The sequence below is a fragment of the Chlamydia poikilotherma genome, assembly GCF_900239975.1.
In the GTDB taxonomy this organism is placed as follows: Bacteria; Chlamydiota; Chlamydiia; order Chlamydiales; family Chlamydiaceae; genus Chlamydia; species Chlamydia poikilotherma.
On the sequence record NZ_LS992154.1, the window covers coordinates 616,505 to 630,366 of the forward strand.

Here is a 13,862-nt window from a genome sequence, read left to right on the forward strand (position 1 = left end):
AATAAAATATTATTTGTTATTAATATTGATAATTAAAAACTATTTACTTTTATTAGCATTATTATCTTCAGGCATCTCTTGAGATTTTTCCCAAGGTAATGGTGATACAGTTTGCGGGGGAGTTGAATCTCCTAAGGAGGAGAAGAGTTTATCCGCTAAGGTACTGAATGGGCTTGCGATTGTATAGCTCTTTAGTAAAGCAATACGTGCATACGCTGAGGACCAATCCACTTCTGGTGAGGAGATAGACCCTCGAATTTTGATAAGGAAGAAGTTCTTTGTTTTTAGTGAGGTATTATGGAAGTATTTTTTAATGACTTCAGGATCAATTCCCAATGTCATGGAAATCCTATCTTTAATAATATCAGTTTTTCCCCAGAGAGCTAGGCGTATTCTATCATCAATCAGTGCATCGAAGCGCTTACAAATAATAGTGCCTTTTTGTACTGAGAAGAATATAGGTGTAAACCACGATTCTACGAACTGTTTACTTTCTTCAATATCCAAAAATTTAAATAGATCATACATGGTTCCTGTATTTGCTATAGAAATTTTACCAAAGTCTAAACTTGCAGATTGGATTCGAAATTCTTCAAATGAGTAAGGAGAAATAGGAAGATAGAAATTCTCTTTACTTACTTGTAGTAAAACTGGATGTTGCGAATAGGCATTTCCTGAAATTAAAGGGTTAAATTCTTGGAAAAATGCCTTATTGATTTCTTCGTTAATATGCAGGGTAGCTACAAGGTCATCTTCTAGCAGAATGGCTTTTTCTTTTAAGATGAGGGGGATATACGCTTGAAGATTCGCAGAGTCTACTTTTACCGTTATAGGTCCCTCACCTCTAAGAAAATGATGACTCATAGCCACATTAATTCTTTGCCCTGCTAACGAAGAAACTTTAATTTTTACATTCGGAGAAATGGGAAATATTCCTGTAATAAATGCGGAAGGAATATGTTTCCATTCTGCAGTTTGCTCAAATTCCCTTTCTGATGGATTTAACAAGTGTTCGACAAAACCTTGAATAAGAAATTCTGCAGAAGTTTTATTATCTTGATTTGGAACAAGACAACTTCCCTGAAGATCATATTGCACCTTAGTATCTAGATTACTCGAATATAGAGATCCCGATAAGTTGCTAACAATGAAAGTTTCTTTAGATACATGATCATAGAAAATCAGAGGATTTGTTGATAATGATCCTTCAAAACCTCCTTCTGTAAGTAAGGAAAGACAGGAAAGTCCGGATTTTTGCTGAGCACAGGAGAGTTTATAAATATCTAGTCTAGCTGTAGCCGTCCTATGCAATGTACATGAAGGAAAGCATGAAGCTTTTTCAAAAAACCCTGCATAGCGTTCAGGAGTGATTTGCCATTGTAAAGTCCCTTGTGTTTTTGAAGATAACGTCAAAGAATCATCCATAACTAGCTTTACATCACCTTTGAGAGCCTCTGTTTTAACAGAAGAGTGAAGAACAAGCCTGTCTTCTTCTTTTGGATTATAGAGAACAGAAAATGTTATATCTCCTGTAGGGCCAATGTAGGTAGATAAATTAGCTTCTTTTTGTTGGATCCTAAGAATCCTATCGACAGGAAAATCAATAACTTCGCCAGCACTTTGAATTTTTATATTATGGATATCCATGGGTTTTTGAGGATCTAGAACAGAAACCAAAACATCAGGAATAAGAATCCTAGAAGGAGGAAGCATAGGATCTTCAGGATCTTCAATCATCAGTTGTACATTTCCTTTAGTCAAAGATCTTGCACCATCGGTATGAAAAGAAAAGCTTGCTTTAGTAAGTTGTAGAGGAATTAATCTTGAAGAAACCATACTCAAGGGAAGGCAGCAGAGTTTTCCGTGAACTAAAGTAGAAGAGGTATCAGGACGTATAGGTTCGTTAGGTCTTCCAAATTTTCCATGAATGAAAACTTCATTTTCTCCAGCAGTAATTTTTCCTGAAAACTTGGGGAAATAGAGGTGTTTTTGAGCTATTTGTACTTTTCCTGAAAATGTAGCTTCAGCGTAAGAAAATTGCTGAGAGAATTTTTTCTTTAAATTGTCTTCAAGATGGTAGGTAGCACTACCTTGAAATAACATAGCTTGTAAGGTTCCTGAAGACGTACAATTCATCTTCAGTAAGGAGTTATCTAAATCTGCTTCAGCCTTCAATTGTGAATTTTTATATTCACCTCTAATCTCTAAAGAGTAATAGGGAACTTCTAAGGGTATATTAATGACAAAAGGTCGTGGAAATAGTGCGCGCAAATATGTATGGGGCAGCATAGACTGTTGTAGAAGAAATTCTGTGCGGTGTTTTTTATTATCAATGGTCATAATCCCATTGATATAGGATTGTGCTGCGCCTCCAAATACAGCTACTGAAGATCCGCGGATATTTGTATAACGTGCGCTCTTCTTAATCCCTATATCAACATTTCTCATTTGTAAAGAAAGATTTGGGTCTTTCGGAGATAAGGAAACTGAAGGGAGATTCGCTTGTAGTGTAGCCTCTATTGTTCTCCATTGGGTAAGATCTAAAGGAATTTTAGCATTAGAGATACGCGCACGAATATTCTGGCTAGAAATTTTAGTGGGGAAGGCAAGCAACTCTGAGCAAAGCAAAGAAGCAATTTTTGGTTGTAGCTCTATAAATGAAGGACTACCTTCAACAATATAGAACATGGACTGATGAATGTATCCTTGAAGTTTTGCTTCGATTTGACTTCCTTGAGCTGTTGCTGTCATAAGGATTTTGCCATTATTATGAGAAGCTGCGGCATGGAAATCAATAATGTCCTCCTCAGAAAGAATGCGGTCCGTGATAGGAGAAGCTATAAATAGTTTAAAAAAGGATGCGGGTACGGAGTTTAATTCTGCAGTAATGTTGACTTTTGGCGAGAATATACTCTCTATGAATACCCTTCCGGTAATATTATCTTCGGTAACAACACCTTTAACGATTAACTTTTCTCGAGTCTTTTCAACATAAAATCCCGATAACACCAATGTGGAGCCCTTAACTGTCTTCATACTTATAGACCCGTGTTCGGAAAGTATAGAACTATGCGCTAAATAAGAAGCAAATACTCCGGGATCGAGATTTCCTACTGAAGGTTTGTCTATAGTTAAAGACTCATCGATTTGTAGTGACCATCCCAATAAGGCTATACCCTTGGGGCGTTTATAAAGAAGTAATCTTAATAAAGATCCATCGATTTCTATCTTCTCTGCTGCAAATAGTTCCCCAACTTTATCTTTGCCAATAATTTTTACTTTCTTAGCGTATTGAGGCCCTAACCAAGACAACTTTAAATCTTCAACATCGCAGGAAAGTCCTGTTTCCTTATGAATCAAAGATAGAAAGAGATATTTCCCTGAGCCTTGAGAAAGTAAGGGTGGTAAGAAATAAATAAACATTAGGAAAATTCCCAAGCCTATACTTATCCCTAAAGTCTTATACCAGGATCTTCGTTTCATTTTATCTTTCCAGCGATATCTGATAGAGTTAGGTTGTAAGGACTTTTCGTTGCTTGATCAAACATATCTTTCAGACTACTTTGTATTAAACTTAATGCTGTGTCTGGATGGATCTGATTGAAGGTTTTCAGGTGAAGGAGTTGCTCGACTACATCTTTAATAGTTAGTCCTGAAATATTGTGCGTCGGCTTAAACGCTTTCTTATGGGAAAGAATTAAACCCTCATTTTCTAAGACATCCAAACATTGAGAGATCTCTCCAATAGGAATCTTAGAATGCTTTGCTATAATCTTTGCTGTAGGAGGCGTCAAGGCCTTATCAAAATCTCTCGATATCATAGAAAGAATATAGGTACATATGACAAGTTTTATATAGCAATTTGGTAAGTACTTTTCTGTAGGAAGAATGAAACTACATCCTTGATTTTGAATAAGAAAAGTAAACGATCCTCCGAAAAGATAAATCATTGCATAAAGATAAAGAAGGAGTAGAAACGAAGGTAAGGCGACCAAAGCTCCATACGTGAAACTGTAGTTAAATAGGTAAAATTGTAAGCAGAAAAAAACCTTCTGAAAGATTATCCATAGAGTTCCCGCTGTTAAAGCAGCGATTAATGCTGCCGTCTTTTGCACAGCGACCCTAGGTAAAAAGGCATAACAGCAAAACAACACTAAATAAATGAACAAATAGGGAGTTAGCCGTGAAAAAACATATAAAACAGTAATAGAATGACTTAGAGAAAAGAGTTTTGCATATTCTACAGGCATGATTTGGGTAATATAAATCCATGACCCGCAAACAATAATAAAAATCATTGGGCTAACAAGCGTAATGATTAAATACGCGATCAATCTCTGCACAGATATCGGGGTCCAACCGGTTCTAAAAATCTTATTCAAACCATCTTCTAAAGACAAAAGCATAAGAATACCTGCCCAACAAAAGACAAAGAAGCTTCCCACTAAAACTAAACCGATATTGCCTGTTGTAGAGCGATATGCAGCTTCTACGATTGCTAGAATCGGTCCTTTATAATCAGGAAATTTAATAAGAAGCCATTCTTTCCAATCAAGATTGACAAAAAGATGTTGGGATAACCTTAAGAAAAAGACGAGTATCGGAATGCAGCTAAACAAACCATAATAACTTAATACACAAGCTTCTTTAGAAACCTCATTTCTCACTAAAACTTGAGGAGCAAGTAAGAATGATTTGATGATTCTGTTATTTCGAAATCCCGATTTCGGATTCTTTTTTTTTTTAGAAAATATCGAGAGCTTTCGAAACATAGTTAAATCAAAAATGCATTTTTTACTTATTTTAATAAAAAATGATTATTTAATACTAAGTTTTATAAATTTTATTTTATTAATTCTTATGAGTTTTAACACATGAGATCATTAAGAATAATGGAAACTCTTCGCGACAAAGGTTTTCCGCTTTTGCACGTGTTCCTATGGATTTTTTTGGTGATATCCATTCTTCCATATTCTCAATAACAAACCCATATTTTGATAATGCTTGGGTCCAATAACTTAAAGGAAAGTGAAAAGAAATCGAAGATTCTGACTGTTTTCTCCCAGGATGGGCGACAATTGGAACGGTTATTTTAGAAAGATAACGATCGATCTTTCTTGAAAGAAGCTTTTTATCTTCATCGTAATGCCACGAAGAGACTCTAGGAATACGAAAACAAGGATGATTCAACACTATAAAAAAGCGTCCCTCTTTGCAAAGAAGCTTTGAGGTGTTTTTGATCGCCTGATCAGGAATTTCCATATTTTGCAGTGATAAAATAGCTACAGCGTGAGAAAAAGATCGTGGAGATTCTAGTATTAGCTTTTTTGTAAGATCTTGGATTTTAAATTCATGAGTTCGTGATTTTCTCAATTTCCTGGCTATAGAGATCAAACTCGAAGAGATGTCTAAACCTAAATACCCACATTCCTTAGGAATAGCTCTTTCTAAAATTCCCTGACCACAACCAATATCGACCACAAAATCTTTAAATTGTAGATCAAGCAGAGGAAGCAATTTAGGAAGAATGACTTCTTTATGATAATAATGACCCTCTCCTTGAACGATCGTGTGATAATCCTCAGCTATAGGCTCCCAAGAGGTAGACTTTCTTTCTGTTTTCCTAGAAGAATAATGCTTTTTATTAGACGGGTAACGAGACATTAGAGAGAAAATTTATAGAGAGATAAAAAAAAAGGCAAGAGAAACTCTCTATGCCTTTTTATTAAAAATTAGAGGCTAGTGATTATTATATGTAAGGAATCCTTGCTCATGGCAATCCGTTACCTTAAGCTTAAGATCCACCTAACCCTAGCTAATTTGTTCAACCCTGACCATCTGGGCTATCTCGGTCATCATCTTGACCTATAGAACTGGTAATACGACTTTCAACTGCTTGTAAGTTAGTTGTAGAAGCACGCAGATCAACAATTGAAGCTGCTAGTGCTTTACAAGCAGCTTCTAATTCCTTTTTGCGTTCCTCTAAGAATCGTAATTGTTCTTTTCTTTGCGCTGCCTCAGATTTTAGCTCTGCTAAAACAACTTTTTGCTCTTCTATAAGACTTTTGAAACCATCTAAACTAGTTCTCAATGCAGTTACTGAGGCCATCATTTGTTGAACAGCTTCTTGAGAGAAGGTCTCTTGTAAAGCTTTAGCTAATTTCTCAAATGGAGCAAACATAACTTCAATTTTACTACCCATAGACTTGAAATCGTTTAAACTGGTTTTGAACTCTCCAAGAAGATCTCTGAAATCGCCGGTATATGTTTCAAGTCTATCACCGAAAGTAGATAATCTAATGTGTAGCTGTCTAAGTAGATCAATTTGCTCTGTGAGTTCAGCGTTAGCAGCTTGTAAAGCATTCACTTGGATATGTAGGCGCGTGTTCTCTTGGCTAAATTGCTGAATTTGCTGTTTCATGCGACGAGCAACGTGTGATGGCGTGCTATCTTGAATTGCCATAATGACGATCACAAAAGATACGAGCATAATCGCAATCATAAGAATAAGAGAAGGCGTCGACACTACGATACCAAACTGCAAGCAAATTAAAGCTGCAATACCAACAGCAAATAGTGCAACAGCAGAAATAATTTTAATAAAGTGGAAGATTTTTTGAAGTAGTGAAGCTCTTGCTTCGGGGATAACAAGTTTCTTAACTGCTGCTACAGCAGACGATGAGGAACTTTCAACCTCTGTTGTGGAATTAGAGGTATTTGTAATTGGCTCTTCACGATTTTGATCCTGATTTTCAACCAGTATTACAGAACCTGTGTTTCCTACTTGTGTTGCCATGATTTATTTCCATTTTAATAATTTAATTTTGGAGAGATTAATTATATAAACTTATAAAATCAAGCTCTTTACTAAAAGTTATGCTATTGATATTCATAGACAAAGAGAAAATGCAAAAACTAAGTTACCAACGAAAAATTGGATTTTTAGATATTTTTTGATAAAAATACTCCCTCGAAGATCTGAGAGACTATTTCATATAAAAGAAATCATCCCATATTTTTCATCTAAATCTAACAAGATCTCTAGGAATTTTAATCAAAAGATGTAAGAATCTATTGTCTCCGAAGTTTTTCTTGTGGTTATCCTATTTTAAAGGATATGGTGAGATAAATGATTTGCTAATTACACCTTAAGAGGCTTCTTTAAATTTTGATGTGTTTGCAATAGGCAATAGGTGAATAAGAAACAACGTCAGAAGACATTAATTGCTCCCTCAATTATGGGAGGAGACCTTGCATGCATAGGTGCAGAGGCAAAAAGAATAGAAGAATCTGGAGCCGATCTCATTCATATTGACGTTATGGACGGGCATTTCGTTCCCAATCTGACTTTCGGTCCGGGAGTCATTGCCGCAATCAATAGATCCACAGACATCTTCTTAGAAGTCCACGCTATGATCTACACGCCTTTTGATTTCATAGAAGCCTTTGTAAAATCTGGAGCCGATCGTATTATTGTACATTTTGAAGCCTCCGAAGATCTTAAAGAATTATTAGCTTATATTAAGAAATGTGGTCTACAAGCAGGGTTAGCTTTTTCTCCAGAAACTTCTATAGAATTCATTCCTCCATTCCTACCTTTTTGTGATGTCGTATTGTTAATGTCCGTACATCCTGGATTTTGTGGTCAGGGCTTTATTCCCGATATCCCCGATAAAATTCGTTTTACAAGACAAGCAATTAAGACGATGGGCCTAGAAAATTCCTGTTTGATTGAAGTTGATGGGGGAATAAACGAGACTTCTGCAAAAGAATGTCGTGAAGCAGGTGCAGATATTTTAGTAGCGGCATCCTATATGTTTCAAAAGGATGCGCTGACTATGGAAGAAAAAGTTTTGCTACTTCGAGGAGAAAATCATGGTATTAAGTAGCCAACTCTCAGTGGGAATGTTTATTTCTACAAAAGACGGTCTTTATAAAGTCGTAGCGGTTTCTAAGGTAACAGGGAATAAAGGGGAGTCTTTTATCAAGGCTTCGTTAAGAGCTGCTGATTCCGAAGTCATTGTTGAAAGAAATTTTAAAATTGGCCAAGAAATAAAAGAAGCCCAGTTTGAATCTAGAAATCTTGAATATCTTTATATTGAGGATGAAAACTTTCTTTTCTTGGATTTGGGGAATTATGAAAAAATTTACATTTCTAAAGAGATCATGAAGGATAATTTCTTATTCTTGAAAGCGGGAGTAACGGTTTCAGCCATGGTTTATGACGATATTGTTTTTTCAATAGAGTTACCACATTTTTTAGAGTTAATGGTATCTAGAACAGATTTTCCTGGGGACTCACTTTTAATTACTGGCGGTACAAAAAAAGCTTTATTAGAAACAGGTATCGAAATCACAGTACCTCCTTTCGTAGAAATTGGAGATATTATAAAAATTGATACGCGTACGTGTGAATATATTCAACGCGTCTAACTTCAGTCTGAGAAGATAAGAGAATATAGGTATGGATTTAAAGCAAATAGAAAAGCTCATGATTGCTATGGGACGAAATAGCATGAAGCGTTTTGTGATAAAACGAGAAGGGCTAGAGCTTGAACTGGAAAGAGATACAGGAGATAAACCTAATCAAGAACCTGTATTTTATGATAGTAGGTTGTTTGCTGGTTTCTCTCAGGAACGTCCTATTCCCACTGATCCTAATAAAACGGTTGCAAAGGATGTTGTTTCAGAAAAAACAGAAGGGGAATCACAGCAGACTGCAGGCGATTTTATTAGTTCTCCTCTCGTAGGAACATTCTATAGTTCTCCTTCTCCTGATTTTCCATCTTTCGTTAAACCTGGGGATATCGTTTCAGAAGATACGATTGTTTGTATCGTGGAAGCCATGAAAGTTATGAATGAAGTTAAGGCCGGAATGTCTGGTCGTGTTGTAGAAGTCTTAATCACCAACGGTGATGCAGTACAATTTGGATCTAAGTTATTTCGTATAGTTAAAGCTGAATAATGAAAAAAGTCTTAATAGCTAATCGTGGAGAAATTGCAGTACGTATTATACGTGCTTGTCATGATCTTGGGTTAGCCACAGTTGCAGTATATTCCTTAGCGGATCAAGAAGCTTTACACGTGCTATTAGCGGACGAAGCTGTTTGTATAGGGGAACCTCAAGCTAATAAATCCTATTTAAAAATATCGAATATTCTAGCGGCTTGCGAAATTACAGGAGCAGATGCTGTCCATCCTGGTTATGGTTTTTTAAGCGAGAATCCGAATTTTGCCTCTATATGTGAAAGCTGCGGGTTAACCTTTATCGGCCCTAGTTCAGAATCTATAGCAACAATGGGAGATAAAATAGCGGCAAAACAACTCGCTAAAAAAATTAAATGTCCTGTGATTCCTGGTTCTGAGGGTATTATTAAAGACGAGGCTGAAGGGTTAAAAATTGCTGAAAAGATTGGTTTTCCTATAGTGATTAAAGCTGTTGCCGGGGGTGGTGGCCGCGGTATTCGTATTGTTAGGGAAAAAGATGAATTTTTCAGAGCTTTTTCAGCAGCAAGGGCAGAAGCAGAAGCAGGATTTAACAATCCGGACGTCTATATTGAAAAGTTTATTGAAAATCCAAGACATCTAGAAGTCCAGGTTCTTGGAGATAAACACGGTAATTATATCCATCTTGGAGAAAGAGACTGTACAGTACAAAGACGTCGCCAAAAACTTATTGAGGAAACCCCTAGTCCTATACTTACTCCCGAACTACGTGCAAAAGTAGGAAAGGTTGCTGTAGATTTAGCTAGAAGTGCAAACTATCATTCTGTGGGCACGGTAGAATTTTTATTAGATAAAGATAAAAAGTTCTACTTCATGGAAATGAATACACGTATTCAGGTAGAGCATACAATCACAGAAGAAGTTACAGGGATCGATCTCCTTAAAGAACAAATTTATGTAGCGATGGGTAATAAGCTCACTTGGAAACAAAAAAATATTGTCTTCACAGGGCACGTCATCCAGTGTCGTATTAACGCCGAGGATCCAAGTAATAACTTTTCTCCATCTCCAGGTCGTTTAGATTATTATCTTCCTCCTGCGGGGCCCTCTATACGCGTCGATGGTGCTTGTTATAGCGGTTATGCTATCCCTCCTTATTATGATTCCATGATCGCTAAAGTGATTTCTAAGGGCAAGAACCGAGAAGAAGCTATAGCGATTATGAAACGTGCTCTAAAAGAGTTTCATATTGGAGGAGTACACTCAACAATACCTTTCCACCAATTTATGTTGGACAACCCGAAATTTATTAATTCAGACTATGATATCAACTACGTTGATCTTCTTCTCTCTCAGGGCAATTCCTTATTTTAAAGTTCTTTACAATCTTCACATCTAGGGACTCTTTCCCTAGATGTGTTTTTCTTTCTAATTAAAAAATCTTAATAAAACTAAATTATATTAAAAATAATTCTAACAATTAATGTTTTATGTTAAAATGTTTTGAATTTTTTTAACATGTTTTAATATTTATGAGAATACCAGAAAGTTTTTGCTTAAGTTCTTTTAATAGAGAACCTAGTTACTTTGAAAAGGTTTTATCTAAAGTAGATAATTATTTCTATTTCGGTGGAAGACAGATAGAAATCGTTACTAGACATGAAAGAACCCAAGAACTTATCTGTCTTTCTAATCCAGGAAGACACGTACCTCTCGTTGAAAAGGTTGTGAAGATACTTTCGTATCTCATATTCCCAATCATGTTAATTGCGCTTCTTGTGCGTTTCTTACTACATAAAGTATTACATAAAAATCATAGGGTTGTCTTAATCGATAGACAAGACCCCTGTACACCATGCGGACTCTATTTAAAAGACGCCATAGCTATCCGTGATAAATTCATGGATCTACGTTTTAAACAACCTAATAATGACGCTCTTAGAACTGCTCTACACTTGCAGGGATTAAGAGTGGTGCATTTTTATCAAGATGAAACTAGTAATCAGCTACTACTTACAATGACATCAGAGAGATTCCCCGATATAGCATTTACATTTGTAGTTCCTACTAAATCCATTGCATTGCCACAACCTGAGGACATGCAATGGTCTATAATGGAACATCTATGGAACTGTACAAAAGCAACAAACGTTGCTAAACGACAGAATTTAGATCATCTGATCATCAGCAAACCAATAGGCATTAGCTTACAAGATGGTGTGCTTATCCATCACGTTCATAACATTCTGCTAACAGAAAAATCCTTAAACAAAGAAGATGTTTCAACAAGTATTGAAGAACACAATAACTTACAAAACGGTTTAAATGATCTTGTGAATTTTACTGTCCTCACAGGCTATCCTGGGAAGGTATTTGCAAAATCACAAAGAAAATTCGTCTGTGTTGACAGCGCTGCAAATCTCCATATGGCCTTGATAATTGATCCGGGGCATACGTTTACACCACATCCAGATCAGAATACGGAAGTAGAAAATCGTGTTTCCACATTAATGCCTATACTCAAGAGTGTTCCTCCAGAATATCTCAAAGGCATGCTAAATCAGATTCCTAATTCTATAAAATCTAAGATTCAGAATTTAAATTCTTTATTATCTAAAGAATTCTTAAACAATACTTTGGATATTCAAGCCCCTCTATTTCTATCCGACCCTACACAAAGACAAATATCTGACCCAGAAAAGAAACAATTAGTGAAGAACTTCTTAACATTCATTTCGCAAAGAACCCTTGGTCAAAATGATAACGGACGCAACATGGTTGTCTTCTATAAACATGGACAAATTTATGCTGGAGGGGGAGACGGTATATTGATTAATCAGTTCAACAACTATGGATCTATGTTCTTTAAACCCGAAGACGCTCAGGAAAAATGTCTAGGAGAGAGCATCATGGATCAATTAGTGAATATAGGCATCTTTTCTGAGTATGAGAATACTGAAACTATGGTTTGTGCCTATTTTGACTAAATTAATAGGATTAAGGAGTAAAAATTATCGTCTATAATATGATACGAGCTGCTTATTCTTAGCAGACTAAAGAAGAAGCAGTTTTCAAGCAATCGAGAGCATTAAACCATCGGATAATCCGAGGAATAAGAAAATTAATAAAACGCCTTCAAAAATACTTGTAGCTACTTAAGTAACATATGAAGACAACCCCAAGAACATCATGTTAAATTCTGTAACATTTTCACCAATCTATTCTCCTAATCGAGCAGAGAAGTTTTCTGCTCTTCTCGATTCCTATTTTTATCTAGGAGGAAAGCAAACTAAGGTTATAGATAAATCAACAGAATTAGGACTTAGATTTGCTGTACAACATGAAGGACGAGCAATATCCACTGTGCAAAAAATCTTAAAAATACTCTCTTGGATTTTTGTTCCTATTGTTATCTTGGCTTGGCTATTACGGCAAGCTTTGCATTTATACTTACATATTGCTTATCCGTGTGTATATCTTGATACACCTTTATCCGAATCTCTTCAGAAAGAAATTATTACGACCTGTCAAAAAATATCATACTTTCTAAACTTTAAAACTATTTTAACGAGAGAAGATGAAGCTTATCAGGAACTAGATGCTGAAGGTATTACCATAGCAAAACCTAAAGAGGAATTCGCAAACGCTCTTCCTGAAAGGTTTTACTTAGATTCCCACAAATCTCATACGTTTTATATTTTAGGAAATCGAGATCAATTTAATACTCAGTATTTGGATCTTTATAACCTAGTTCATTCAGGAAGAAATCTTATTTCTGAATTCGAATTAACGGGAAACAATGATAAGAAATCTATAGAGAAATGCTTAAAAGATAGTTTGGGGATTACAGCAAAAATTTCTAGACTGCCTAAACAGATACAGGGGATACATGGTGGATTAAAAGCAGAATTTCGCTTTGATAGTTATCCCGACTATGTTTGCTTGCTGAATGATAATTCCATTAGTATAAATGAAATAACAAATTCATCCCAAGTTGAGTCAAAGGAAATTGCTGTTGCGAGATTCGTAAGAAATGTTCTTGAATCACGCCATATAGAGAAAAAAGGGGACAGCTCCTATATATCTTGGCCTAAGTACATCGGTTGTGATATGAGCTCCGGAATTGTCGTTTTAGATGACGAAGAAGAGCACAAACAATTAATCATTACTAATCCTCAGGGAGAGACTACGGCTAATCTAAAACTCTTTACATCTCAATCTTTTATAGAGTGCTATCAAAGTATGAAAAGTAAGCATATAGTTCCCTATATCTTGGGTGAACAAGCTGCTTTTAAACATCATCAAAATAGACATCAACTTATCATGAATGAATCTGGAAGTCGTCTACCCATGGATTCTTATGAAAATAGAAAAAATGTTATGTCTGCATTTTTACGACAGGTTCCTAGTGCTTTCTTAGGAGATGTTCTAAACAACGCAACTTTTGAGGAAGTTGGAGCGGCACTAGAATCTTTGGATCGCGAAAAAATTGCACGTTCTCTAAATCTAAGTCCAGTTACAATTCCGAGAGCCTATCTTCTTCAAAAAAGACCAGAGTTGAGAGCTCTTTCTGATAAGCAGATCAAACTACAATTAGCGATCGAATTCATCACAGAAATTTTATCCCCTACAGACCCAAATACTGTTGAAATATTTATCCCACACAAGGAACAAAATACTGCTGTGTCTGGATCTTCAACAACTTTCTGGGGAAATCTTTCTGATCCAATAAGAATCGGTTTAACGAACTCGATCCTCATACAGCTAGAAAAAATGCACATTATTGAAGGCTATACAGAAGTAAGTCGCGGAGTATACATTCGATTGAATTCTATAAAAACAGATTCTTAATTATAACCTGTATCTAAAAAGGATGACGAGCTCCCGTAGGGGAGAGGCTAAATGAATACAAGCAC

10 protein-coding genes are annotated in these 13,862 nt (G+C 35.9%); 6 read left to right on the forward strand and 4 right to left on the reverse strand.

Annotated elements, in window-relative coordinates:
* Window positions 1-39: 39 nt before the first annotated feature.
* From C10C_RS02795 to C10C_RS02810, 4 genes are all read right to left on the reverse strand, one after another.
* Window positions 40-3,483: a hypothetical protein gene (locus tag C10C_RS02795; RefSeq protein WP_117274334.1), complete on the reverse strand. Its 3,444-nt coding sequence runs from the start codon at window positions 3,481-3,483 to the stop codon at window positions 40-42.
* On the reverse strand, window positions 3,480-4,772 hold the full coding sequence (locus C10C_RS02800) for a YihY/virulence factor BrkB family protein (protein ID WP_117274335.1): 1,293 nt from the start codon (window positions 4,770-4,772) through the stop codon (window positions 3,480-3,482). The genes C10C_RS02795 and C10C_RS02800 overlap by 4 nt, the downstream gene beginning before the upstream one ends.
* A 79-nt stretch (window positions 4,773-4,851) precedes the next feature.
* A complete protein-coding gene (locus C10C_RS02805; RefSeq protein WP_117274336.1) occupies window positions 4,852-5,664 on the reverse strand; it encodes a class I SAM-dependent methyltransferase in 813 nt (270 codons plus the stop codon).
* 160 nt (window positions 5,665-5,824) lie between these two features.
* Window positions 5,825-6,796: a coiled-coil domain-containing protein gene (locus C10C_RS02810; RefSeq protein ID WP_117274337.1), complete on the reverse strand. Its 972-nt coding sequence runs from the start codon at window positions 6,794-6,796 to the stop codon at window positions 5,825-5,827.
* Between the two features lie 397 nt (window positions 6,797-7,193).
* On the opposite strand from C10C_RS02810, the gene rpe reads away from it, so the two are divergent.
* The 6 genes from rpe to C10C_RS02840 all read left to right on the forward strand — a co-directional run bounded on the left by rpe (window position 7,194) and on the right by C10C_RS02840 (window position 13,797).
* Complete coding sequence (gene rpe / locus C10C_RS02815; RefSeq protein ID WP_117274338.1) at window positions 7,194-7,889, forward strand: ribulose-phosphate 3-epimerase; 696 nt, start codon at window positions 7,194-7,196, stop codon at window positions 7,887-7,889.
* Window positions 7,876-8,433, forward strand: coding sequence for an elongation factor P (locus C10C_RS02820; RefSeq protein WP_117274339.1), 558 nt, complete (start codon window positions 7,876-7,878; stop codon window positions 8,431-8,433). The genes rpe and C10C_RS02820 overlap by 14 nt, the downstream gene beginning before the upstream one ends.
* 31 nt (window positions 8,434-8,464) lie before the next feature.
* Window positions 8,465-8,965 carry an acetyl-CoA carboxylase biotin carboxyl carrier protein gene (gene accB, locus C10C_RS02825; protein ID WP_117274340.1) on the forward strand — a complete coding sequence of 167 codons (501 nt, stop codon included), beginning with the start codon at window positions 8,465-8,467 and terminating at the stop codon, window positions 8,963-8,965.
* On the forward strand, window positions 8,965-10,320 hold the full coding sequence (gene accC, locus C10C_RS02830) for an acetyl-CoA carboxylase biotin carboxylase subunit (RefSeq protein ID WP_117274341.1): 1,356 nt from the start codon (window positions 8,965-8,967) through the stop codon (window positions 10,318-10,320). Before accB ends, accC begins: the two co-directional genes overlap by 1 nt.
* 158 nt (window positions 10,321-10,478) lie before the next feature.
* Window positions 10,479-11,933 (forward strand): DUF648 domain-containing protein, encoded by a 1,455-nt coding sequence (locus C10C_RS02835; protein ID WP_117274342.1) that lies wholly within the window; start codon window positions 10,479-10,481, stop codon window positions 11,931-11,933.
* Window positions 11,934-12,135: 202 nt separating this feature from the next.
* Window positions 12,136-13,797, forward strand: coding sequence for a DUF648 domain-containing protein (locus C10C_RS02840; protein WP_117274343.1), 1,662 nt, complete (start codon window positions 12,136-12,138; stop codon window positions 13,795-13,797).
* Window positions 13,798-13,862: the final 65 nt, after the last annotated feature.